The sequence below is a fragment of the Streptomyces sp. NPDC047117 genome, assembly GCF_040643545.1.
In the GTDB taxonomy this organism is placed as follows: domain Bacteria; phylum Actinomycetota; class Actinomycetes; order Streptomycetales; family Streptomycetaceae; genus Streptomyces.
This window is the reverse complement of sequence record NZ_JBEYUN010000001.1, coordinates 431646-455622: the sequence shown is the minus strand read 5'-3', so window position 1 is coordinate 455622 and position 23977 is coordinate 431646. Positions and strand designations below refer to the sequence as shown.

The window sequence follows — 23977 nt, the reverse complement described above, 5'->3', positions numbered from 1 at the left end:
GGTGGTGCTGTTCAGACTGCCGGTCAGCCAGCGCATCGCCTCCTGAAGGTCCCACTCGGCCGCGCGTTCCGGGACGGTGTGGTCGGCACCCGGCTCATCCTGATCGGCATCGGGATCTCCGACTCGGCGCGCCCTGTCTCATCCACCTCATCGCCGCGGTCGCGAAGGCGATCAGGCCGACGGCGACACCCTGAGCGAGATCGCGCCCGTGGTGGCGTACCCGGATGCCGCGTGAGGCCGGTCGGTGTCCTCTGTTCCCGGTCGGGCAGGGCCTGGTCAGTGCGCCCGGAACGTACCCGGCGTGGGCCCCGTCGTCCGCCGGAAGGCCGCGCCGAAGGCGCTCGCCGACCGGTAGCCCACCCGCTCCGCGACGGCCTCGACGTCCCAGCCCCGGGCGAGCAGCGCGACCGCATGCTGTGCGCGGACCGCGGCGATCCAGCGCACCCGGCCCGAGCGCCGGCAGCGATCGGGTCTCCGTGGTCGTGCCCATCCCCTCACTTTACGTCGGGTGATGGCGGCACCGCGGAGCGCATTCCTGCGGCTGCCTTCCGGCGCACTCCGGCGGAACACCGGGAAGCGTCGAGGTGAATTCTCCAACTCCTGTGACTCGTGAGGCAGTTCGGCGCAACCGACGCCCTTGAGGCGCTGTCTGAGTCGGTGATCGGAAACACCGGACAATCGCCATCAGCTCCGCGAAAGGGCAGCTCTGCATGCGTAAGCACGGATTCACCACGCGCAAGGGCGGATTCCTCGCCGCCACGGCCACCGCCACCGCCGGCCTCGCCTTGAGCGCGTTCGTCCTCATCGCGCCCGCCGCCCAGGCGTCCGCCGCACCCGCAGCCGGACAGGCCACCCTCGTCCACGACGACGGTGCGGTCCGGTACAAGGCCGCCGACGGCCAGAAGAACGAGCTGAACGTCACCACCGAGGGCATCGACGTCGACCCCTCCGAGTTCGGCGGCGACTACCTCATCACCTTCCGCGACCGGGCCGGCATGGCCATCGACGCGAGCGCGGCCGAATGGGACGACTGCGTGTACCCCTCCGCCGCCGACCACACCGTCGTGCAGTGCACGGTCCCCGAGCCGCTGGGCTCCGACGACTCGACGGACTACGAGGTGGACCTCGGCGACGGCGACGACAGAGCGACGGTCGCCTCCGACTCCGGCGCCATCGGCGCGATTTCCGGCGGAGCGGGCAACGACGTCCTCAAGGGCACCGGACAGACCCAGTACGACGGCGGGGACGGCAACGACCGCATCGACGGCAGCGACGGTCTCGGTGCCGACGGCGGCACCGGCGACGACATCGTCACGGGCGCCTGCCAGTACATCTGCCGCGGCGGTGCGGGCAACGACTCCTTGACCGGGACCGGCGACATCAACGCGCTGTACGGCGACGACGGCCACGACATCCTGCACGCCGGGTCGGAGAACGACGAGGTCTACGGTGGCCGGGGCAACGACAAGCTGTACGGCGAGGACGGCAACGACACGATGTACGGCAACAGCGGCGACGACGTGCTGTACGGCGGCCGGGGCAAGGACACCCTCTCGGGCGGCCCGGGCACCAACAAGGTGTACCAGGACTGAGACCACCCGCGAAAAACAACTCGCCCGGGGCGTGGGATGCGCCCCGGGCGATGGTCGGCGGAGGTCAGCTCCGGGCGGCCGCCCCGGTCCCGGCCAGGGCCCGCTCCTCCGCGTCCGCGTCGAAGCCGACCGGCTCCCAGCGCTTCACGAGCAGCGCGATCAGGCCGAGGACGGGCGCGGCGAGGATGACCCAGTACACGTCCGTGCCGAGGCCGGTGCTGAGGATGGGGAAGAAGAACAGCGTCAGGGTCGAACCGAGCCGCAGTACGGCCTGGTTGAAGCCGATGCTGACGCCGCGCATCGAGGTCGGGAAGCCCAGCGACGCGTAGCTCATGATGTGCGCGCCGGGGCCGAACCCCTGGGCGAACATGAACGCGCCGAGCATCAGGATCCCCGCCGTCACCACGGCCGTCCCGGACGGCGCCCCGATGAGGCCGAGCACCACGATGGCGACGAGCTGGATCGCGAAGCCCAGCGACATCATCGGCCAGGCGCCCTTCGTCGACGCCCAGCGGATGCCGAGCAGCCCGCCGGTGAGGGCGAAGACGAGGTTCAGGGCGAAGGACGACGCGATCGTGGTCAGCGGGCCCTGGGTCATCAGCGTCGCGATGATGATCGGCAGACCGAAGGCGACCGCGTTGTAACCGAAGGTCTCGGCGATGCCGACCGTCACCGACTGGATCGTGCGCGCACGGTACGGCGGCGTGAAGAGCCGCGCGTACGAGGCCGGTCCGGGCCGCGGCGGGCGGGGCGTGTTGGCCGGCACATCGTCGGCGACGCGCGCGTCCACGCCGTACGACTGCCGCAGGATCTTCGCCGCGCTCTCCAGGTCGCCCTGGTCGGCGGCCCAGGTCGGGGACTCGTTCATGTAGCGCCGGCGCAGCAGCAGTACGACCAGTGCGGGCACCGCGCCGAAGCCGACGGTGAACCGCCAGAGCCAGCCCAGCTGTGCGTCCGGGAGGACGAAGTACAGCAGCATGATCACCAGGTAGCAGCCGCTGGTCGCGGCGTACCAGGCGGGCGACCAGGCGGCCGTGCGCGACCCCTTGCTGCCCTTGCCCCGCAGCCGCGAGAACTCGGCGAGGAACGCGATGGCGACCGGGATGTCCATGCCGACGCCGATGCCCATCACGAAGCGCGCGGAGATCAGCGTCCACGCGTCCTGCGCGACCGCGCACACCAGCGCGGTGACGACGAAGAAGAGCATGTTGGCCATGAAGACCCGGTAGCGGCCGATGCGGTCCACCAGCCAGCCGCCGAGCAGGGCACCCAGCAGCGAGCCGACGCTGATCGACGCGGTGACCAGCCCGGCCATCGCGGAGCTGAGACCGAACTCCTTCGTGATGTCGGGCAGCCCGTACGCGAGAGAGCTCAGGTCGTACGCGTCGAGGAAGATGCCGCCGAGCGCGATGATCACGATCATCCTGGCGTGCCGGCCGCGTGCCGTGCCCGAATTGACCAGATCGGAGACGTCGGCCGCCGAACGGATCAGCACCGTGCCGGACGCCGTCTCCGGCGACGTACTGGCGGGCAGGGGAGAAGTGGGGCTCACGGGCGCCTTCCGGTGCAGATCAGGGACGTACGGCGGACCAAGGACGGACGGCGGAATCGTAGGCTCCGGTCGGATCCGGCCACACGGGTGTCCGCATATCGGTCATCTGAGTGGTCACAGTGCGGGCGGGACGGGGCGGGGCGACGGCCGCGGACGGAGCGAGGGCTGTGCGTGCAGCCCCGCGGCGACCGGCTCCGGCCGCGCACGTCCTCGACGCCATGGTCCGACACGCCGTGCGGGTGCCGTCCTCCGAGGGGTGGTGGCCCAGCTTGCCGCCCGCCGACGCCCTAGGCTGCACCCGGCAACGGCCCCGACCCAGGAGCGCACCTCATGACCGTCCCCGCCCGGAAACTCCCCTACCCCGACGCCCTCGACCCGGACGACGCGCCTGCGCCGCACGCGCTGCTCGCCCCGGTGGCCGGGCTGCTGGGCACCTGGGCCGGCCGGGGGAGCGGCGAGTATCCGACGCTCGCCGAGGACTTCACGTACGCGCAGGAGGTCACCTTCAGCCACGACGGCCGGCCCTTCCTCTCGTACGAGGCCCGGGCCTGGCTGCTCGACGCCGAGGGCGCTCCGCTGCGCCCGGCGGCCCGGGAAACCGGCTGGTGGCGGATCCAGCCCGAGGGGCGGGTGGAAGCGCTGATCACTCAGCCCACCGGAATCGCGGAGATCCTGGTGGGCCGGGCGGACGGCGGAACCGTCGACCTCGCCACCCATCAGGTGGCGCTCACCCCCACCGCCAAGGACGTCACCGCCACCCGCCGCCGCTACACCCTGACCGACGCGGACACCCTCGACTTCGTCCACGACCTGGCAGCGGTCGGCCGGCCATTGCAACACCACCTCTCGGCGCAACTGCGCCGCCGGCGCGAGGGCTAGAAGCCGGGGCGACGGCGGGCGCTTCGGCGCGCGCCGCCGTCCCACGCTGCCGGCCGCCGTGGCCTCGTACTCGGAGTCTGCGACCTGGCCGTGTACGGCGTCCTCGTCGCCGGGTGAACGGTCAATCTCAGCGGTAGACGGTCAACGGTGGCGGCGGCGGGGCCGGTGGCGTGGGTATCGGTTGGGGCGGCCAGAACGGGTCGTTGCTCGGCGAGGTCGGTTTCGTACCCTTGGGCGAATTCAGGGCGCCGATGGTGGCCAGAAGGAAGGCCGCGATGAAGACCCCGGCGACCACCGCGGCCACCGCGGCGACGAGCCTGCGCCATGTTGTGTACCTCTTGAACGCGCTCATGCGCACCCCCCGGTGTCACCCCCCTTATACCCACTTTCTCCCTTCTGTCGCCCCGGAATTCACGCACCCGTCCGGTGGTTCCGGGGCGCATCGGCACCACCGGTCCCCTTGTCGGGTGTCCCCGAGCGGGGCGGGGGCAGCGGCCCGGTCCCGCTCGGTTCGCGGACCCGGGCGGGCAGCCCCGTCCCGCTCAGCTCCTCCGCGTCGAAGGCGGCCGCGTCCGTGAGGAAGCCGCCCGCGCCGGTGTACGCCTTCCCCTCCCGCCCCCGCTGCCGCGCAACGAAGCGGGTCGCGTCGAACCGGTCGGCAGGCACCTCTCCCACCAGGTCACGGCCCTGGCCCAACGCTTCCCACAGGTCCCCGAGCGACGCGATCCCACCGGGCAGTCTGCACCCCACGCCGACCACGGCCACCGCCCCCGCAGTCCGGTCGGCGGCAAAATCGGTCGTCTCTTTTCGTGCATCCATAAGGGCGCACCTCGCGTAAGGGATCGCTTGGTGCGCGCCTGGCGACGTGCGCCATCGAGAAACCCGACGGGAAAACACTTCGCTGGAACAGTGGACAACTCTCGTACGCGCGTGTCCATCATTCCCCGGCGAGCGAGTCCGCGTTCCCCTGCCGGGTGCGATGTGATTCCCTACGGAATTCCTTTTGTCGGTCCGAGTGGGAAAACGTTTCGACGGCATTCCGGAATCATTCGGTCGTCAGGATGACGAGCTGCTGGGTCGCGCGGGTCATGGCGACGTAGCGGTCGACGGCTCCTTCGATGCCGTTGCCGAACGACTCGGGGTCGATGAGGACGACCAGGTCGAACTCCAGGCCCTTGGACAGTTCCGGGGTGAGTGACCGGACGCGGGGCGCAGCCCGGACCGTGCCCTCGCCGATGTCTCCGGTGGCGATGACGCACGCGATGCCTTCCGCGTGCGCGGCGAGCCAGCTGTCGAGGGTCGTATCCAGGTCCGCAACGGATCCGTGGACGACGGGGATGCCGCTGCCGCGGAGGGAGGTCGGTACGTTGGCGTCCGGGAGTGCGGTGCGGATGACGCGCTCGGCCTCGGCCATCACCTCTTCCGGCGTACGGTAGTTGATGCTCAGGGAGGCCACGGTGGCGCGGTCGAGCCCGACGCGGGCGAGCCGTTCCTCCCACGTCTCCGCGAAGCCGTGCCGGGCCTGGGCGCGGTCGCCGACGATCGTGAAGCTGCGGGACGGGCAGCGCTGCAACAGCATCCGCCACTCGGCATCGGTGAGTTCCTGCGCCTCGTCCACGATGATGTGCGCGAACGGGCCGGCGAGCGGTTCCGGGTCGGCGCCGGGCAGTGCGTCCTCGTCGATCAGGGTGTCCTGCAGGTCCTGACCGCGCAGCATCCCCACCGCGCCCTGGCTCTCGTCGATCTCGGTGTCCTGCAGGATGTTGGCGATGACATCGGCCCTGCGTGCCCGTTCAGCGGCGACGGCGGCCTCGTGCCGGCGTTTGCGTACCGACGCCTCCGGATCGCCGAGCCGCTGCCGTGCCGCGTCCAGGAGCGGCAGGTCGGACACCGTCCAGGCCTGGGCGTCCGCGCGCTGGAGCCTCCGTACGTCCTCGCGGCTGAGCCAGGGGGCACACTTGCGCAGGTAAGCGGGTACCGACCACAGATCTCCGACCAGGTCGCTCGCTTCGAGCATCGGCCACGCGCGGTTGAGGGTCCGGATCAGCTCCCGGTCCTGCGACAGCGAGCGGCGCAGCAGTTCGGGCGGCGCGTCACTGTCGTCCTTGTCCATCAGGATCGTCAGCAGCTCCTCGCGGATCTGGTCGCGTGCTTCGTTGTGCGGCGTACCGGGTTCCACCGCATCGAACGCCACCGCCCAGTCCGCCGGGCTCAGCCAGATGTCGGACCAGTGGCTGGAGACCGTCATGCCCTCGGTGGGCGGTTCCTCGTAGATGCCGACGGCCGGCTCGATCGCCTTCACCATGTCCGCTGACGACTTCAGCAGGGCCACGCGCGGGTCGGCCTCGGTCGCCGCTGCTGCTCCCTCCGCGACGAGGTCGCGCAGGGTGCAGGTCCGTACGCCCTCCTCGCCGAGGCTGGGCAGCACGTCGGCGACGTAGGCCAGGTACGGCTGGTGCGGGCCGACGAACAGGACACCGCCCCGGCGGTGACCGAGGCGCGGGTCGGAGTAGAGGAGGTGCGCGGCGCGGTGCAGCGCGACGACGGTCTTGCCCGTACCGGGGCCGCCGTCGACGACGAGCGCGCCCTGCGAGCCCGCGCGGATGATGGCGTCCTGGTCGGCCTGGATGGTGGCGAGCACGTCGCGCATGCGGTCGGACCGGTTGCTGCCCAGGCTGGCGATGAAAGCGGACTGGTCGTCGAGCGCGGCATGCCCTTCGAGCCCGTCGGCGGTGAAGACCTCGTCCCAGTAGTCGCTGACCAGGCCGCGGGTCCACCGGTACCGGCGGCGGCTCACCAGACCCATCGGGTTGGCGTGGGTCGCCGCGAAGAACGGCTCGGCCGCGGGCGAGCGCCAGTCGAGCAGCAGCCGGCGCCCCGTGCTGTCGGTGAGGCCGAGGCGTCCGATGTACACGGGCTCGGGGCTGTCCGCACTGACGATGTGCCCCAGGCACAGGTCCAGCCCGAAGCGGCGCAGGGCACGCAGGCGGCCGGACAGCCGGTGGATCTCCGCGTCCCGGTCCATCGCCGCCCGGCCGACGCCGCCGGGCGCCCTGCGCTCGGCGTCCAGGCGGTCGGACAGTTCGGCGATCGACTGCTCAAGGCTCTCCGCGATGGCCGCGAAGTGCTGCTCATCGGCGTCGATCAGCGCCGGGTCGGCCTTGTGGGAGAGACGGTCGGGCAGGTGGAACGCGCTGGTGCCGCCGCGCGGCTCCCCGTAAGACCTCAAAAGCGCACTCACTTCGTGAGTCCCCCCATTTCTGTTCACTTCTCGCATCGGCCCGCGATTGTGCACCACGGAGAGGGCCTTGCCGCAAGCCCCCCAGTGCGCTATAAGTTGAGAGTGGCAAGGACTGGGTACACCTCCTTGCCTTTCGTTTTTTCGCCTCGCGGCCGGGCTCGTAGCCTTGGTTTCGGCTACCAGCGGATCGGTACCGGCAGGGCGGTGAGGAGCGCCGTGACCGCCACCGTCAGCCCGAGTGTGAAGACCTCGAAGCGGGCGGGCGTGCAGGCCGTGAGCGGGTCGGCGGCGTGCCGGAGCCGGCGGCGTGCGCACAGCGCCAGTACGCTCGCCACCGCGACCAGCAGCAGTTTGACCAGCAGAGTGCGGCCGTAGGCGGTGCTTGTGAGCTGGTCCAGGACCGTGCCGGGCGGCATCCGCCGCAGCGTGCTGCACACGCCGGTGACGGTGAGCGCGATGAGCAGGCCCGCGGCGCCGCGCGCGTACCGGGCGAGCAGCTCCGCACCGGCTGCCGGCTCCATCGCACGCCACACCCGCACCATGCGCAGGACGTGGAGAAGGCCACCCACCCACAGCGCGGCACAGGTGAAGTGGACCAGGGTCAGGGCCGAGCCGAGGAGCGGGCTGTCCTCGGTGGTCGGGTGCGCGCGCAGTGCCTCGGCCACGGCGATCGCGGCCAGCGGCAGCGCCTGCGCCGCGGGGCGGCGCGAGCGCGCGAGCAGCGCCGCCACGAGGAAGGCATCCACACTCAGCAGGGCCAGCAGCCCGTCCCGTGTGCGGTAGAGATCGGCGAGGTCCATGTCGGCGAGCCGGTACGGGACGAGGTTGCCGGCGGCGACGATCAGGGCGAGTCCCGTCGCGGCCAGGGCACCGACCAGCGCTGCCGACGTGGACCAGCCGCGTGGCAGCGGCGCGGGCGCCCGGGGGATGCGTCGCGCCAGCCACGGTGCGATCGCCTCGCCGACCTGCACACTCACCGCGGCGAACAGCAGCCAGCGGAGCAGTGTGACCCAATGGGCTCCGGGAGCCGCGGCCTCTCCCGTGCCGTGCAGTGCGGCTTGCGGGCCCACCAGCGACATGACCGTGGCGACCGTGAACAGTACGAGCAGGGCCACGGAGCGTCCGGCGCCGGTACGGACCGGCGCCGGGGTGACCGCCGGTACGGCTCTGTCACCTGTCGTTGTGGTGGACGGACGCATGGCGGGCACCCCGGATACCTGTCGTCACGTACAAACCATTGCAGATGACAATAATGCTGGCCGGAGGTGGGTTCCGCGTGCTGTTGCGCTGTCCGGGGGAGGTTTTCGGACAGCCGGTGAGGCGTGGCCACTCCGATGGCCGCTACCAGGGCACGGTCTCGCCCCGGTGGTTCAGGTACTTCAGGCCCCGCTCGCCGCTGTGGCGGTCGATCGTGTCCGCCACACCGGGGACTGACTGCTCGATGGTCAGCGGTGCGTCCGGCCCGCCCAGTTCGGTGCGTACGTGGCCGGGGCACATGAGCAGCAGAGTGTGCGCGGCGTCGGCGTACCGTACGGCGTAGCTGCGCATCAGCTGGTTCAGCGCGGACTTGCTGGCGCGGTAGACATCCTGACCGCCCCTGGTGTTGAAGCCGACACTGCCCTGGCGCGACGACATGACGCCGATGGTCCCGGCCGGCGTGACCAGGGACCGCAAGGACTCGATCACACGCATCGGGCTGAGCGCGTTGGTGACCATGACCTCGACGAACATCTCCGTCGGGACGTCGCCGATCGGGAGGTTGCCCCGCGTGATGCCGGCGTTGACGAACAGCAGATCGAGGGTGCGTTCCGCCAGCCGCTCGCGCAGTGCGGCGATCTCTTCCGGCTGCGTCATGTCCAGCGACTCGACCGTGACGCGGCCCCCGGACGCCTCGGCCAGGTCATGGAGGCCGGTGCGCTCGTCGCCGCGTACGGTGCCGATGACGTCCCAGCCGCGGTGCGCGTATTGGGTGGCGAGGCCGAGCCCGAGGGTGCGGGACGCCCCGATGATGAGAGCGGTCTTCGTGCTCATGCCTGCACCTCCGGCTTCAGGGTCTTCTCGCACCACTCGCGGAAGGTTGTCGGGCTCGCGGTCTCAGGGGTGCGCCGCACACCGTCGTCGAGGCCGTCGTCCTTGGCGCGCATCATGTCGACGTAGCCCGTCACGAGGGCGTCCCCGGCCCCGCTCCCGGTGAGTGCGGCGCGGAACCCGTCGAGCGACTGCCGCTGGTAGCGGATCGGGCGGCCGAGCACGTCGGACATGATGCGTGCCATGTCGTTCGGCGAGAGGTCCTCGGGCCCCAGTACCGGGACCTCGCCGGTCCCCGTCCACGAGCGGTCGAGCAGCAGGCCGGCGGCGGCCGCGGCGATGTCCCGGGTGGCGGCCAGTGGCGCTGCGCGGTCGGCGGCGAAGGTCTGGGTGAACACGCCGTTGTCGCGGATCGAGGCCGCTTGCCCCAGCAGGTTGTCCATGAAGGTCGGGTTGGCGAGCGCCCGGTAGGCCACGCCCGTGCCGGCGATGAGGTCGTCCATGGCCAGCGACGCCGTCACGTGTCCGGCGCGGCCGGCCACGGAGGTGCCGCGGCCGAGCGCCGAGACGCCGACCACGTGGCCGACTCCGTGAGTGGTGAACGCCTTCGCGGCGGCGCGGGTGAAGCCGGAGTACATGTCGTCCAGGCTCGGCGGCCGTGCGGCTGACGGGGCCACCCAGAAGACGGCGTCCGCGTCGGCGAAGGCCCGGTCGACGACCTTGGTGTCGCCGTGCGAACCGGTGACGATGTCGACGCGTTCGCGTACCGCGTCGGGGAGCCGGGCGGGGTCGCGCACGATGACGCGCAACTCATCGCCGCACGTGGGGGATTCATTGAGCAGGATGTCCAGGAGTCGGCCGCCGATCCGGCCGGTGGGAGTAGTGATGACGATCATGTGGTGAGTCTCGGGGGCGTTCATTTACGGCGTCCAATACCCTTCCTGGCGATTGATACCTTGAGGGCATGGACCTCGATCTGCGTAAGCTCCGCTACTTCGTCGCGGTCGCCGAGCACCGCCACTTCGGCCGGGCGGCAGAGCAGCTCTACATCGCCCAGCCGGTCCTCAGCCGCCAAATCCGGGCCTTCGAGCAGGAGTTGGAGTGCACCCTGCTCGTGCGGAGCACTCGCAGCGTGGAGCTGACCGCCGCCGGGAAGCAGCTCTACGAGGAGGCGCAGACCATCCTCGCGACCGTCGGCGCCGCGGTGCGGCGCGTGCACGACATCGGCAGGGGCACCCAACGGCTCGTAGTCGCCTTCTCCCCGGGGCTGCATGTCTCCGATGCGATACGCGCCTTCACCTCGCGCCACCCGGAGGTCGAAACCGACGTGGTCCCGGTGCGCTGGTGGGAGCAGGACGCGCCCCTCCGGGACGGTCGAGCCCAAGTCGCGTACATCAGGCGGCCGTTCGACGAGGCGGGATTGCACCTCATCCCCATCGGCCGCGAGCCGAGGCTCGCCTGCATGCCGTCGACGCACCCACTGGCGGGACGCGAGAAGCTCACTTCCGCGGACCTCGACGGTGTGCGCATGCTCGACGCACCGACCCGGCGCACGTCCTCCCTTGAGGAGAAGTTCGAACTCATCGCCTCCGGGCACGGCATCGCGCTCGTCCCGCAGAGCGTCGCGCGGGCCTACTCCCGCCCCGACCTCGTCCACCTGCCCGTCACGGACGCGCCGGAGGTCGAGGCCTGCCTGGCCGCCCCCGCCGACCGGCGCGAGAAACTCCTCCGCGACTTCCTGGAGATCGCTACGGCGACGCTGCGGCAGGGGTGAGCGGTCGGTGGCGGGGGAGGGGCGGCAGTGGGAGAGAGGCCCGTCATCCGACGTCGCGGACGCTGAGGTCGTCCAGGGTTTCCCGGCGTACCAGCAGACGGGCCTTGCCGTCCGCGACGGCGACCACCGGTGGGCGGCCGACGAGGTCGTAGGCGGAGGCCATGGACAGGTGGTAAGCGCCGGCGGCCGGTACGGCGAGGAGGTCGCCCGGGCGGAGGTCGCCGGGCAGCTGCACGTCCGAGGCCAGGATGTCGCCCGCTTCGCAGTGCCGGCCGACCACGGTCACCCGCGTGGGCTCGGCGAGCGAGAGCCGGCCGACCAGGCGCGGTGTGCAGCGCACACCGTAGAGCGCGGGGCGGGGGTTGTCGCTCGTGCCGCCGTCCACGGCGACAAAGGCGCGTGCCTCGGTGTGTTTGACGCTGAGCACCCGGTGGACGACGACGCCGGCGGGTCCGACGACGGCCCGGCCCGGTTCGATGAGGAGCCGGGGTACGGGCAGGCCGACGGCCGCGCAGCCCTCGGACATCTCGGTGCGCAGTGTGCGGGCGAGCGCCGTGATGTCCAGGGCGGTCTCCTCCGGCCGGTACGGGATGCCGTGCCCGCCACCCAGGTCCAGTTCGCGCGTGGTGCAGCCGTAGGAGCGGTGGATGCGGGACATGAGCCCGACCATGCGGCGCACCGCCGTGAGGTAGGGCTTGACGCTGGTGATCTGCGAGCCCAGGTGGCAGTGCAGGCCGGTCAGTTCCAGCTCGGGCCGGGCGAGGACGCGGGCGATGGCGTGCTGTGCGCTGCCGTCGGTCACCGAGAGGCCGAACTTCTGGGGTCCGGTGCCGGTACGCATCTTCTCGTGCGCGCCGGCGCTGACGCCGGGCACGACGCGGACCAGGACTTTGACGGGCTCGTCGTGGATGCCGACGGCCGCCGCCAGCCGGGTGACCTCCGACAGATTGTCGATGGTGACGCGGCCCACGCCGACCCGCAGCGCGACGCTCAGATCCTCCGGGCTCTTGGCGTTGCCGTGCAGGATGATGCGCTCCGGCGGAACGCCCGCCGCGACCGCGACCTCCAGCTCGCCCGCCGAGCAGACATCCAGGCCCAGGCCCTCCTCGGCCACCCAGCGGGCCATGGCCCGGCAGAGGAACGCCTTCGCGGCGTAGTGGATGTCGGCATCGGGAAAGGCATGTGCGTACATGCGGCAGCGGTCCCGGACCTCGGCCTCGTCCAGCAGACACACCGGGGTGCCGAAGGCGCGGGCCGCCTCGGCGAGGGGCACACCGCCCACCGCGAGGCCGCCGCACGGCAATGGGACGGTGGAGGCGGGCCACACGGACGACTCGTCGGCGCGGGACGCGTGGAGAGCGACATCTACGGTGGTCATGACGACGCTCCTGCATGAGGTGTGGAAGGAAGGGCCCCGGCGGGGGAGGGGCGGGGAGGCCGGGGCCCCGAAAAGGCTATGCCCGCGGTGCCGGCGCACCGGACGCACACTGACGCGTTGCTGACGGTTCGGCGGGGCGCCCTTGCATCCTCCAGTCGGTCATGATGCGCGCCTCCTGCACTCGATCCTGCCGCCGGCCACACCGCAGGGCATGTCCTACTGCCTGCATAGCACCGGGCGGTCGCGGGTGCCCGACGGCCGGCGGGCCGGAGCGACACCCGTATGCCCAGCTCAGCAGCGGTCCCGAGAGCAGCAGGGTGAGGCCGGGTGCTTGACCAGGCGATACGCGGCTCCGCATGCGTATCCGGCCCTAACGCCATCTTGTCGCCCGGCCCGGCGACATTGACATCTCCCTGACGGTGCCGCCTCGGGGTGTCTCGTGGTCACTGTTGTGCAGGTAAAGCTGTACAGCTATGCCTGTAGAAGTTAGCGTGGAAGCATGAGCGAGAACCCGAGCCTGTCGCCCTCGGCGGTTCAGGCGTCGCGCGAGGTCCGCGCGGTCATCAGCCGCTTGCGGCGCCGCATTCTGAACGCGTCCGAGGCCGAGGACCTCACCCTGAGCCAGGCGACCGTGCTGGCCCGCCTGTCCGACAAGCCGGGCGTCACGGCCAGTGAGCTGGCCGCCGGCGAGGGGGTGCGGCACCAGTCGATGACGGCCACGGTCGCCTCGCTCGCTGCGCGGGGGCTGGTGGAACGCAGCCCCGACCCGGACGACGGACGGCGCCTGCTCATCGCGCTCACCGCGGAGGGGCGGCGTCGGGTGGCGGAGGGGCGGCAGGCCAGGACGGAGTGGCTCGCCGGCCAACTGCAGGACAAGTGCACGGAAGAAGAACGCCGCGCCGTGATCGCCACCATGGCCGTACTGGAGCGGCTGACCCGTGACTGAACCGGGGACGGACGCCAGGAGAGCGACGGACGAGCCGGGCTTCGACCGGCGGCTGCTGCCGCCGATGATGCTGGGCTCGGTCCTGAACCCGATCAACTCGACGATCATCTCCGTCGCGCTCGTCCCCATCGGCGACGCCCTGGGCGCGCCCACCTCGCAGACCGCGTGGCTCGTCTCTGCCCTCTACCTGGCCACCTCGCTCGGGCAGCCCGCAGTGGGACGGCTCATCGACATCTTCGGACCGCGCAGGCTGTTCCTCCTCAGCACCGGTCTCGTGGGCGTCGCCGGCATCGTCGGCGCCCTGGCGCCCAACCTCGCCGTGCTGATCGCCGCGCGCGTCCTGCTCGGGTTCGGCACCTGCGCCGGCTACCCCGCCGCGATGGCACTGCTGCGCAGCGACGCCGAACGCACCGGACGGGACAGCCCCGGCGGGGTGCTGACGGGGCTGGCAGTGGCCAACCAGACCATCGCCGTCATCGGCCCGCTGCTGGGCGGCCTGCTGATCGCGGTGGGCGGCTGGCGCACCACCTTCGCGCTGAACGTGCCGCTGGCCGTCGCGGCCGTGCTGCTGGGCCTGTGGCGGCTGCCCAAGTCGGCCGGTACGGGCGAGTCCCCGCAGCGTGGCCGGCTCGCTGCCCAGCTCGACCTGCCCGGCATGGGCCTGTTCGCCGCGATGCTCGTCTCACTGCTGCTGTTCCTGATGAACCTGCACGTGCGCGACTGGTACCTGCTGGTGATCGCCGCCGCCGCGGGAGCCGCCTTCGCCGTGCGGGAGCTGCGGGCCGCCTCCCCCTTCATCGACCTGCGGGTACTCGGCGGCAACACACCACTCCTGGCCACCTACGGACGTGCGCTCGTCGCCTACGTCGTCGCCTACGCCTTCCTCTACGGCTTCAGCCAGTGGACCGAGGAAGGGTACGGGCTGACGCCCTTCCACGCCGGACTGGTGCAGATCCCCATGTTCCTGCTGGCGATCGGTGTCTCGATCGTGTCCGGGCGGTGCGCGGGCGTACGCGGGAAGCTGCTGGTCGGCGCGGCCGGACAGATCGTCGCCTGCCTGGTGATGCTCACGCTCACCGGGCAGAGCCCGCTGTGGACGCTGCTCCTCATCGCCCTCGTCTTCGGCGTCCCGCAGGGGCTGAACAACCTGGCCCTGCAGAACTCCGTGTACTTCCAGGCCGATCCCGAACGCACCGCCTCCTCGGCCGGGCTGCTGCGTACCTTCGCGTACATCGGCTCCATGGTCGCTTCCTCCGCGACCGCCGCATCGTTCGGCCGGCGCGCGGACACCGGCGGCATGCACCAGCTCGCCTGGGTCATGCTCGGCGCCGGTGTGCTGTACCTCCTGCTGACCGTCTTCGACCGCACGCTGGGCCGCCCGATGGCCGCGCACGGTGCCACCCGCGCATGAAGGCACCACCCACGACAAGAAAGCAGTGCACCACCGTGTCCCGTACCGCCCTCCTGCTCATGGACATCCAGGGCAACCGCCTCGCCGCCCAGGACATCGGTCACCTCGTCCTGGCCGGCGTCTCCACCGGTGGCATCGTCCTCTCCACCACCCTCCAGGCCGCCGACTGACCACATCCCTACGGCCGGGTCTGGCAGAGGAGCGTCCGGCGGACTGCGTCGCGGAGCCAGCGGTGTGCCCCGTCGGCGTTGTGGCGGGGGTGCCAGGCCATGCCGATGGTCAGGGGTGGCAGTGGCAGGGGGATGTCGAGGAGGTGCAGGCCCAGGAGCGTGGCCTCCCCGGAGAAGGGCGAGGGGCCGGCGCCGTGGGGCGGGGCGGGGACCAGCGCGACGATGTCGCTGCGGGCGGCGAGGGCCAGCGCGGCCAGGTGGCCGGGCAGGACGACGGCGACCCGGCGACTCAGGCCGTGCTCGGCGAGGGCGGCGTCGACGGGGCCGGTGAAGCGGCCGCGGCGGCTGACCACGGCGTGTTCGGCGGCGGCGAACCGGGCCGGGGTCAGGGGCTGTTCGGTCAGTGGGTGGCCGGGCCGGACGGCCGCCGTCATTCGCAGGGTGACCAGCTCCTCGACCTGGGTTTCGGGGTCGACGTGCTCGATGGATCCGACTTCCAGGTCGATACGGCCGTCGCGCAGCGCCGGACCGGCCTCCAGCTCCTCGGCGCGGAACCGCAACGAGACGCCCGGTGCCTCCTCCGCGGCCAGTCGCAGCAGGCCGGTGGCGAGGGCCGCACCGACCAGGTCGGCGGCCTGGAGAGTGAAGGTGTTGCGCAGTGTGGCGGGGTCCACGTCGCCGGCCGGGGTGAGGAGCGCGCCGAGGCGGCGTACGACGGTGGCGGCCTCGTCGCGCAGGGCCTCGGCCCGGGGAGTGGGCACCATGGTCTGTCCGGCCCGGACCAGGAGGGGGTCCTGGAGTATGCGGCGGAGACGGGCCAGCGTGCGGCTCATGGCGGCGGGGGAGGTGTGCAGTCGGGCGGCGGCGCGGGTGACGCTCTGCTCGGCCAGGAGGGCGTCCAGCGCGACAGCGAGATGGGCGTCGATAACCGGCTCTGTGCTGTTCACCAGTGTTATTCCACTTCAGGCAATGATGGGTTGCTGAAGTTCCCATTGTGGCAACACCGCGGCCCTCCGCAGGATGTGGGCGTACCCATCCGCCAGCCATCCGTCATCCGGAGGAATCCACCATGTCCGCTGCGGAAACCGCATCGCCCGTCACCGCGTTCATGCTCATCAAGACCACACCCGAGTGGCTCGCCATGACCCCCGAGGAGCGGGTGAACGCCTTCGCCACCGAGGTCGTACCCGCCATCAAGGCCAGGACCACCGGCGTCCGGTCCCGCTTCTACGACACGGAGTTCTACTCCACCCGCGTCACCGACGTCTGGGTCTGGGAGGCCGACGACCACAACGCCTACCAGCTCCTCATCGACGTGCTGCGGGAAACCCCCTTCTGGGACCGCTACTTCGAGATCGTCGACCTCCTCGTCGGCACCGAGAACGGCTACGCCCGCACGTACGGTCTCGACCCCGTCACCACCATCAGCACCTGAGGCACCGCCGCGGAAGCCGACCGGGGCACCGGCAGTCGACCGAGGCTCTAGAAGTCGACCGGGTCGCGGACGATCGGGCAGGTCATGCAGTGGCCGCCGCCCCGCCCGCGGCCCAGTTCGGCGCCGACGATGGTGATGACCTCGACGCCGGCCTTGCGGAGCAGGGTGTTGGTCTGGGTGTTGCGGTCGTACGTGAAGACGACGCCGGGTTCGAGGGCGACGGCGTTGTTCCCGCTGTCCCACTGCTGGCGTTCGGAGGCGTACACGTCACCGCCCGTCTCGATCACCCGCAGGCGGGGCAGGCCGAGCGCCCTGGCGACCACGTCGACGAACGGGGTCGAGCCCTCGTCGGTGAGGTGCAGGCCGGTTGCCTTGTCGCCGGGGCGCAGGGAGAACGTGTGCACCGAGTCCATGATCTGGGGATACAGGGTGACGATGTCCCGATCGGCGAAGGTGAAGACCGTGTCCAGGTGCATCGCGGACCGCAGCTTGGGCATGCCGGCGACGATGACGTGCTCGGCGGCGCCCTGCTCGAACAGTGCGGCGGCCACCTGCGTGATGGCCTGGCGCGAGGTGCGTTCGCTCATGCCCATGAGGACGACACCGCGGCCCACGGGCATGATGTCGCCGCCCTCGAACGTGGCCTGGCCCCAGTCGAGTTCGGGATCTCCCCACCAGACGGCCGAGTCCGTGAAGTCGGGGTGGAACCGGTAGACCGCCTTCATCAGGAGCGTCTCGTCGTGGCGCGCCGGCCAGTACAGCGGGTTGAGGGTGAGGCCGGCGTAGAGCCAGCAGGTGGTGTCCCGGGTGTAGAGCGTGTTGGGCAGCGGCGGCATCAGGTACTCGCGGACGCCGGTCGATTCACGGGCGAGCGCGATGTAGGGCGAGCGGAATTCGTCCGGCAGATCGGCGGTGGCCAGGCCGCCGATCAGATACTCGGCGAGCTGCCGCGGCTCCAGCGAGTCCAGGAAGGCCAGGGTGCCGTCGATGAGGCCGAGCCCGACCTGGTTGGCGATGATCTTGCGGTCCAGCAGCCAGGACTTCGCCTCGGGAATCGCCATGGTCTCGGCGAGCAGCTCGTGCAGCTCGACCACGTCGACGCCGCGCTCGCGCAGTTTGTTGACGAAGTCGGCGTGGTCGCGCTGGGCGTTCTCCACCCACATGACGTCGTCGAAGAGCAGGTCGTCGGAGTTGGTCGGGGTGAGCCTGCGGTGCGCGAGCCCGGGCGCGCAGACGAGGACCTTGCGCAGCCTGCCCACCTCGGAGTGGACGCCGTACGAGGAGCTGGTCGGGGTACTCGGCAGAGTCACGGTGGCCTTCCTGGGGGCGGGGGACAGGGGATTGCGGGGCGCTCCGGACCGCGGAACGTCAGAGGCCGATCCATCCGGTGACCAGCGCGATGACGCCGAGCACGGCACCGATGACGGAGACGGCGAGAATGACGAGTTCACGAGGGGAGAAGAGGCGTCTGCCCTGCTCGCGGCGGGCCATCACGAACAGGACGGTGGCCGGTGCGTAGAAGATGAAGGAGAGCAGGAGGAACCTCAGCCCTGCCGCGTACACCAGGAACGCCGTGTAGAGCGTCGCGATGACGGCGATGGTGAGCTCGCCGCGCGAGGTGCGGCCGCCGACGGTGCCACGCTGGGTGCTCGCGCCGATCTTGACGGCGAAGCCGGCCGCCAGCAGGTAGGGGATCAGCGACAGGGCGCTGGTGAGGTCGAGCGCAAAGTCGAACGCATCGTTCGAGAACGCGGTGAGGACCAGGACGACCTGCGTGAGCACGGTCGTCATCAGCAGCGCGGGGAGCGGCACATCCGCATGGTTGGACCGACGCAGGAAGCGGGGCATGTCGTCGTCCTTCGCCGCGACGAACAGCACCTCGGCCGCCATCAGCGTCCAGGCCAGGTAAGCGCCGAGCACCGACACGATCAGTCCGACGCTGATGAACACCTTGCCCCAGGTGCCCACCGCCGCCTCCAGGGCGCCCGCCATGGACGGCTGACGCAGCTCGGCGATCTCGCTCATGGGCAGGATCCCGTACGACACGATGGTCACCGAGGCGAAGATGGCGAAGACGCTCAGGAATCCCAGAACGGTCGCCTTGCCGACGTCGGACCGGCGTCTGGCGTGCCGCGAGTAGACGCTGGCACCTTCCACGCCGAGGAAGACGAAGACGGTGGCGAGCATCGTGCCCCGGACCTGGCTGAACAGGGATCCCGCGTAGTCGGCTCCGCCGAAGTTGTCGGCGAACACATCGGCCCTGAAGTAGACCAGCGCCAGGACGATGAAGACCAGGATGGGCACGATCTTCGCCACGGTGACGATCCTGTTGATGGCGGCGGCCTCCTTCACCCCGCGCCGGATCATCAGGAAGAACGCCCACAGGCCGGCCGAGGAGAGCACCACGGCCAGCGCGGTGTCGCCGTCGCCGAGGGCGGACCAGATGGTGCCGATCGTCGACATGATCAGCACCCAGTACGTCACATTGCCCACGCATGCGCTGGCCCAATAGCCGAACGCAGAGAAGAATCCCAGGTACTCGCCGAATCCGGCCTTCGCGTACGCGTAGACCCCGGCGTCCAGGTCGGGCCTGCGCACCGCCAGGGACTGGAACACGAAGGCGAGCATGAGCATGCCCGTGCCCGCGACGGCCCAGGCGATGAGCGCCCCCGCGACCCCGGTCTCCTCCGCGAAGCGCCGTGGCAGGGAGAACACCCCCGCGCCCACCATGGAGCCGACCACCATGGTGGCGAGCGTGAAGAGCGGCAGTGTGACCGGCGGCGGGGATTCCGCCGCCGGGGCAGTGGTGGCGGCCTGCGACACGTCGTCCCTCTCGGTCGGGCGGTGACTGCTGGCTCACCCGGACGCTGAGCGAGCCGTCCCATTTTGTAGCAGTTTGCTGGTAAGTCGCCGTTCATTCCTCAGGGCGCGGGCGTGGCGGTTCCTCCGCAGCGGCGTACCGCCGTGCGGCGGAGTGGGGGCGGGTGCGTCGAAGACGTGGTGACCTGCAGTGGCATGCTGGACGACCGGCTTTCCCGTACGACACGAGAGGTTCCGCATGAGGGTGGATCGCGACGACGTCGCGCTCGATGACCCGGTGGGCGCGTCGCTCCGCGGTCACCACGCCCACCTGGCCCGCCGGCTCGGCCGGGCCGCCACCTACCTGCCGGGCGTCGCGACCTTCTCCGCGGTCTCCGCCGATGCGGACGCCGCGGCCTGGGCCGACCTCGCCCGGTTGCTGGGCCCGGGGCAATTCGCCGACATGTTCAGCTGCCCGGCCACCCCGCCGCCGGACTGGGAGCCCGTCTTCTCGCTCGAGGGCCGCCAGCTGATCTGGTCCGGCAGCACCGGCCCGACCAGCCATGCTGCCGAAGCCGAGAACGGTGTGGTGGAACTGGACGAAGGCAGCATGCCCGAGATGCTCGACCTCGTCGAGCGGACCCAGCCGGGACCCTTCTGGCCGCGCACCAACGAACTCGGCACCTACCTCGGCATCCGCGACAACGGCACGCTGGTGGCGATGGCAGGCGAGCGACTGCACCCGCCGGGACACACCGAGATCAGCGCGGTGTGCACAGCGCCGGAGGCCCGCGGCCGGGGCCACGCCGCCCGGCTGATCAGTGCGCTCGTCGCGCGCATCGTGGCGCGCGACGAACGCCCCTTCCTGCATGCGGTGGAGACGAACACCGGCGCCATCGCCCTCTACGAACGGCTCGGCTTCGAGACCCGCACCCACGTCACCTTCCGCGGGTACCGCACGCCGTAACTCCGCTATTTCCTCGGGCGCTCCCTCGGCATCGTCACCGGGCGGTCGTGCCTGAGTTCGTCGAAGAGCCTGCGGGACTGTTTCTCGTCCCACTTGATGACGCTGCCCTTGGACGTGGGGATGCCGATTCCGGAGACAGGGACGTTGATCTGCTTGCCCTTGCCGCCGGAGACGCTCTGTACCGCGCGGAACAGCGTCGTGAGGTCCCGCAGGCTCGTGTCCTTGTCGACGATGAGGGTGTCCAGGCCCGCGTTCACGGTCGGATAGATCTCGGACGGGTCGAAGACGGTGCCGGGCTCAGCGGCCTGGTGGGCGAGGGAGGAGAGGAACTTCTGCTGGTTTTTCGTGCGTCCCAGGTCGCCCTCGGCTTCCTGGTGCCGCTGGCGGACGAACGCGAGTGCCTGCTTGCCATTGAGGGTCTGGCAGCCCTTCTTGAGGTCGGCGCCGGACTTCTTGTCCTTGATGCCGCGTTCCAGGCACATCCGCACTCCACCGACGGCATCGACGATGTTCACGAAGCCGGCGAAGCCGATCTCCGCGTAGTGGTCGATCCGCAGCCCGGTGTTGTACTCGATGGTCCGGGTGAGGAGCCGGGGCCCGCCGTAGGAGAATGCGGCGTTCAGCTTGTTCCCGGTGGGCCCCGAGGCCTTGCCCGTGGCCGGGTTGGTGTGGCCGGGCACGGTGACCCAGGAGTCGCGGGGAAGGCTGACCATGCTGGTGCCGTGGGCGCCGGTGTGCAGCACGATCATCGAGTCCGTGCGGCGGCCGCCGCCCCCGCCCGCGTGCAGGTCTTTGATGTCGCCCTGAGAGAGCCCGTCGCGGCTGTCGGAGCCGACGATGAGGTAGTTGGTGCCCTTGCCGCGCGGCGGGCGGTCCCCGTACGAGTCGAGGTCGACGTCGCGGTTGAGCTTGGTGTCGGCCCAGCCGTACGTGCCGACGGCACCCGCGAGGACCGCGGCGACGAGGCCGAGCACGGCACGCACCACCCGGCGCCGCTTCTTGGGCCTGCGGGCGTGGGCGCGCCGCGGCCCGTAGTGGGAGGAGGGGCGGCCGGCGTAATGCTCCATCGATGCGTCGGCCACTTCATCTGTCACGTCATGGGTCATTTGGTCAACAGGCTCCGGTTCGGGGGCTCCGCCCGCAGGAAGGGGTCCGCGGTGCCGGCGCGGTGCATGCTGTGCCACTTCAGCCGGGTGCCGAGCAGCGCGGTGATCACCGACTGGATGACCACGAGGTACAGCAGCTGCCGGTAGACGAAGAGCTGCAGTGGCAGCGTCCACATCGCACTCAGCCTTTCCCGATCCAGCCGCAGCGCGTACCCGGCAGTGATCATCTGTATGACGAGGCAGCCGAGCCAGACGAGGACAGCCTGCGTCGGGTCCCGGAAGAGCACGCCGTACAGCGCGAACACGTCCACCACGGGTGCGAACAGTGGCAGCAGGATCTGGAACAGGCAGAGGTAAAAAAGCGCCCGGCGGCCGAACCGCCCGGCCGGCCCCATTTCGAAGACCGAGTGCCGGTGCTTCCACATGGACTGGAGCGTGCCGTAGCACCACCGGTAGCGCTGCCGCCACAGCTGCCCGAGCGAGCCGGGCACCTCCGTCCAGGCGACGGCCGACTGCTCGTAGACGACGCGCCAGCCGGCCCGCCACAGCGACATCGTGAGGTCGGTGTCCTCGGCCAGGGTGTCATCGCTGACACCGCCGATGCCCATCAGCGCGTCCCTGCGGAAGGCACCGATGGCGCCGGGCACGGTCGGCATGCACTCCAGGACCTCGAACATCCGCCGGTCGAGATTGAAGCCGATGACGTACTCCAGATGTTGCCATTTTCCCAGCAGCCGACGGCGGTTGCCGACCTTGGTGTTGCCGCTGACCGCGCCGACGGCCGGGTGCGCGAGCGGCTGGACGAGCCGGCTCAGTGCTTCCGGTTCGAATACGGTGTCGGCGTCGACCATCACGACGATGTTGTGGCGGGTGTACGCCAGTCCGGTGTTGAGGGCGCGGGGCTTGCCGCCGTTGGGCTGCCGGACCACCATCACACGGGGGTCGTCGATGCTCTCGGCGATCGCCGCAGTGTTGTCCGTCGAACCGTCGTCGATGACGACGATCTGCAGCTGCGGATGGCTGGAGGCCAGCAGCGAGTGGACGGTGGCGGCGATGCCCGCCTCCTCGTTGTACGCGGGCACCAGCACCGTCACCGGTTCGGTCACCGCTCTCAGCAGCGGTGTGCCGGGCCGGAAGCGGTCCAGCCGCCGTACGTGGGCGCGGGCGAAGAGGACCAGCATGAGCAGCCGCAGCACGCTGAGGGCGCCCGCGACACCGAGGGCCCAGGCCATCACGGTGGTGAACGTGTGCCCGAGGTCCTGCGCCCGGATCAGCCCCTGGCCCGCCAGCCACTGCGTGAGAGAGGCCTGCGTGTGCTGGAACGGACGGCCGAGCCCGCCGGTGACGGTGGTGAACCGCTGCACGCTCCGGTCCCGCAGCAGTGCCTCCGCCTCGCGGTAGCCGAGCTCCGTCTGGCTGTACTGCCGCACCACTCCCCGCCACGGCTTCCGTGACTTGTAGTCGGCGGCCACCAGCAAGTAGCCCTGCTCGGCCGCCCTTTGGGCAGCCGTCCACTCGGCGCCGCAGAGGGTGTCGGCCCTGGTGGTGTGCGGCAGCCGCAGCAGCCGGGTGTTGACGCCCGCCGTGCCCGCCAACGCGGTCTGCGTGAGGGACAGCTCCATACGGGCGCGCAGCGGTGAGGCGGCGCCGAGATCGCCGCCGGTGTAGGTGTACGAACCGATCTCGTGCCCCTCGTCGACGATCTGCTTCACCAGCCCCGGGTAGCGGGCCACGCGCGAGCCGTAGACGAAGAACGTCGCCTTCACGCGGTACTTGCGCAGCAGGCCGAGCACGCGCGGCGTCCACTCCGGGTCGGGGCCCCCGTCGAAGGTGAGCGCCGCGGTGCCGGCCGGCATGCGTGCCGTCTCGATCCGGTCGTCGCCGAGCCGGAGCACCGGGCTCCCGTTGTCCGCCTCGCGCGGGATGGGCGTGCTGCACGGCTGCTTCGAGCGCGCCGCGTCGACTTCGTGCGTGGTCCACCCCTCGAAGGCGACGGCCGTGATGACCACGGTGAGGACGAGCAGCAGCAGCGCCCAGTGCCCGCGCGGGGGCCGGCGCATCGCGTGCCGGCTCACCTCTCAGCGCCCCCGATCGAGGCTCCGCCTCCGGCTCTGGAGGGCGGTGGGGTACGGCCGTGCCGGGGGCCGGAGCGCCCGGCGGAGTCCGATACGCGGGGGGTGTCGATGTGTTGTGCTCTGCCGGGGTCCGTACCGGGTTTCCCGGCGGCCGGCCGGGCGGGGCCGACCGGCCGCGGACCGGTGGTACTGGACGGCAGCGGGCCCTTCGTACTGGGCGGCTGTGACCCGACGGGCTGCCACAAGCCGCCGATGAGCATGCCGACGAGCGCCAGATACCCGACGCACGCGCAGCCGACGGCGACCGCCAGGAGGCGCGAGAGCCTTCTGCGCCAGCCTGAATTGTCGATGAACACCGGGTGATGCGACTGTCCTTCGCGGCGCGAGAGGTGTGTCATGAGAGGGGCACGCCGCGCAGGTGTGCCCTCCCCGTCCTCCTCCGCGTGCGAGGGATGGGGGAAGCCCTCGACTTCCGGCGTATGGGTGATGTGGGGAGCGCCTCGCACTCGGTTCTCCTGATCTGCGGCCGCGCGCACGGGGCCCTGTGTCGTGGGGGTGCCGGGCCGAAGCCCGGTGTGCACTGGGACGCGGTACGCCGAGATGCGGGGAAAGATCCGAACTTTA

At 70.8% G+C, this 23977-nt stretch carries 21 protein-coding genes and 1 pseudogene; 8 read left to right on the top strand and 14 right to left on the bottom strand.

Annotation, left to right across the window (positions count from 1 at the left end):
• Positions 1-276: 276 nt before the first annotated feature.
• Positions 277-441, bottom strand: a pseudogene (locus tag ABZ840_RS02150) (helix-turn-helix domain-containing protein); the annotation flags it as partial.
• A gap of 269 nt (positions 442-710) precedes the next feature.
• Here ABZ840_RS02150 and ABZ840_RS02145 point away from each other — a divergent pair.
• Positions 711-1592 carry a calcium-binding protein gene (locus tag ABZ840_RS02145; protein WP_361551766.1) on the top strand — a complete coding sequence of 294 codons (882 nt, stop codon included), beginning with the start codon at positions 711-713 and terminating at the stop codon, positions 1590-1592.
• 64 nt (positions 1593-1656) lie between these two features.
• On the opposite strand, the gene ABZ840_RS02140 is transcribed toward ABZ840_RS02145, so the two are convergent.
• Positions 1657-3144 carry an MFS transporter gene (locus ABZ840_RS02140; RefSeq protein ID WP_361551763.1) on the bottom strand — a complete coding sequence of 496 codons (1488 nt, stop codon included), beginning with the start codon at positions 3142-3144 and terminating at the stop codon, positions 1657-1659.
• 330 nt (positions 3145-3474) lie between these two features.
• Between ABZ840_RS02140 and ABZ840_RS02135 the strand changes: the two genes are divergently transcribed.
• Positions 3475-4023, top strand: coding sequence for an FABP family protein (locus tag ABZ840_RS02135; protein WP_361551760.1), 549 nt, complete (start codon positions 3475-3477; stop codon positions 4021-4023).
• Between the two features lie 127 nt (positions 4024-4150).
• Here the strand turns inward: ABZ840_RS02135 and ABZ840_RS02130 are convergent, their stop codons facing one another.
• The 6 genes from ABZ840_RS02130 to ABZ840_RS02105 all read right to left on the bottom strand — a co-directional run bounded on the left by ABZ840_RS02130 (position 4151) and on the right by ABZ840_RS02105 (position 10188).
• Complete coding sequence (locus ABZ840_RS02130; RefSeq protein WP_361551757.1) at positions 4151-4375, bottom strand: hypothetical protein; 225 nt, start codon at positions 4373-4375, stop codon at positions 4151-4153.
• A gap of 59 nt (positions 4376-4434) precedes the next feature.
• Positions 4435-4842, bottom strand: a complete 408-nt coding sequence (locus tag ABZ840_RS02125; RefSeq protein ID WP_361551754.1) for a beta-ketoacyl synthase N-terminal-like domain-containing protein — start codon at positions 4840-4842, stop codon at positions 4435-4437.
• 226 nt (positions 4843-5068) lie between these two features.
• On the bottom strand, positions 5069-7252 hold the full coding sequence (gene helR, locus ABZ840_RS02120; protein ID WP_361551751.1) for an RNA polymerase recycling motor ATPase HelR: 2184 nt from the start codon (positions 7250-7252) through the stop codon (positions 5069-5071).
• 188 nt (positions 7253-7440) lie between these two features.
• The gene (locus tag ABZ840_RS02115) at positions 7441-8463 is read right to left on the bottom strand and encodes a CopD family protein (RefSeq protein WP_361551748.1); all 1023 of its coding nucleotides are present in this window, start codon (positions 8461-8463) and stop codon (positions 7441-7443) included.
• 142 nt (positions 8464-8605) lie between these two features.
• A complete protein-coding gene (locus ABZ840_RS02110) occupies positions 8606-9295 on the bottom strand; it encodes an SDR family NAD(P)-dependent oxidoreductase (protein ID WP_361551745.1) in 690 nt (229 codons plus the stop codon).
• A complete protein-coding gene (locus ABZ840_RS02105) occupies positions 9292-10188 on the bottom strand; it encodes an NAD(P)H-binding protein (RefSeq protein WP_361551742.1) in 897 nt (298 codons plus the stop codon). Before ABZ840_RS02105 ends, ABZ840_RS02110 begins: the two co-directional genes overlap by 4 nt.
• Positions 10189-10256: 68 nt before the next feature.
• Here ABZ840_RS02105 and ABZ840_RS02100 point away from each other — a divergent pair, with 68 nt between their 5' ends.
• A complete protein-coding gene (locus ABZ840_RS02100; RefSeq protein WP_361551739.1) occupies positions 10257-11066 on the top strand; it encodes a LysR substrate-binding domain-containing protein in 810 nt (269 codons plus the stop codon).
• 43 nt (positions 11067-11109) lie between these two features.
• Here ABZ840_RS02100 and lysA read toward each other — a convergent pair whose 3' ends face one another.
• Positions 11110-12444, bottom strand: a complete 1335-nt coding sequence (gene lysA, locus ABZ840_RS02095) for a diaminopimelate decarboxylase (RefSeq protein WP_361551736.1) — start codon at positions 12442-12444, stop codon at positions 11110-11112.
• 499 nt (positions 12445-12943) lie between these two features.
• On the opposite strand from lysA, the gene ABZ840_RS02090 reads away from it, so the two are divergent.
• The 3 genes from ABZ840_RS02090 to ABZ840_RS02080 all read left to right on the top strand — a co-directional run bounded on the left by ABZ840_RS02090 (position 12944) and on the right by ABZ840_RS02080 (position 14971).
• Positions 12944-13390, top strand: a complete 447-nt coding sequence (locus ABZ840_RS02090; RefSeq protein ID WP_361551733.1) for a MarR family transcriptional regulator — start codon at positions 12944-12946, stop codon at positions 13388-13390.
• 64 nt (positions 13391-13454) lie between these two features.
• Positions 13455-14801 (top strand): MFS transporter, encoded by a 1347-nt coding sequence (locus tag ABZ840_RS02085; protein WP_361552375.1) that lies wholly within the window; start codon positions 13455-13457, stop codon positions 14799-14801.
• The gene (locus ABZ840_RS02080; protein WP_361551730.1) at positions 14798-14971 is read left to right on the top strand and encodes a hypothetical protein; all 174 of its coding nucleotides are present in this window, start codon (positions 14798-14800) and stop codon (positions 14969-14971) included. Before ABZ840_RS02085 ends, ABZ840_RS02080 begins: the two co-directional genes overlap by 4 nt.
• 8 nt (positions 14972-14979) lie before the next feature.
• Here the strand turns inward: ABZ840_RS02080 and ABZ840_RS02075 are convergent, their stop codons facing one another.
• Complete coding sequence (locus ABZ840_RS02075; RefSeq protein WP_361551727.1) at positions 14980-15918, bottom strand: LysR family transcriptional regulator; 939 nt, start codon at positions 15916-15918, stop codon at positions 14980-14982.
• Positions 15919-16040: 122 nt separating this feature from the next.
• Here ABZ840_RS02075 and ABZ840_RS02070 point away from each other — a divergent pair, with 122 nt between their 5' ends.
• Positions 16041-16406 (top strand): darcynin family protein, encoded by a 366-nt coding sequence (locus ABZ840_RS02070; protein ID WP_361551724.1) that lies wholly within the window; start codon positions 16041-16043, stop codon positions 16404-16406.
• A 47-nt stretch (positions 16407-16453) separates the two neighbouring features.
• On the opposite strand, the gene ABZ840_RS02065 is transcribed toward ABZ840_RS02070, so the two are convergent.
• Together ABZ840_RS02065 and ABZ840_RS02060 are read right to left on the bottom strand one after the other, a co-directional pair.
• Positions 16454-17710, bottom strand: coding sequence for an arginine deiminase (locus tag ABZ840_RS02065; RefSeq protein ID WP_361552372.1), 1257 nt, complete (start codon positions 17708-17710; stop codon positions 16454-16456).
• 64 nt (positions 17711-17774) lie between these two features.
• On the bottom strand, positions 17775-19175 hold the full coding sequence (locus tag ABZ840_RS02060) for a basic amino acid/polyamine antiporter (protein WP_361552369.1): 1401 nt from the start codon (positions 19173-19175) through the stop codon (positions 17775-17777).
• A 289-nt stretch (positions 19176-19464) separates the two neighbouring features.
• Between ABZ840_RS02060 and ABZ840_RS02055 the strand changes: the two genes are divergently transcribed.
• Entirely contained in the window at positions 19465-20172 is a 708-nt protein-coding gene (locus ABZ840_RS02055; protein ID WP_361551721.1) for a GNAT family N-acetyltransferase, read from the top strand.
• A gap of 5 nt (positions 20173-20177) precedes the next feature.
• Here the strand turns inward: ABZ840_RS02055 and ABZ840_RS02050 are convergent, their stop codons facing one another.
• Both ABZ840_RS02050 and ABZ840_RS02045 read right to left on the bottom strand, forming a co-directional pair.
• A complete protein-coding gene (locus ABZ840_RS02050) occupies positions 20178-21239 on the bottom strand; it encodes an LCP family protein (RefSeq protein WP_361552366.1) in 1062 nt (353 codons plus the stop codon).
• 35 nt (positions 21240-21274) lie between these two features.
• Entirely contained in the window at positions 21275-23338 is a 2064-nt protein-coding gene (locus ABZ840_RS02045; RefSeq protein ID WP_361551718.1) for a glycosyltransferase, read from the bottom strand.
• Positions 23339-23977 lie beyond the last annotated feature (639 nt).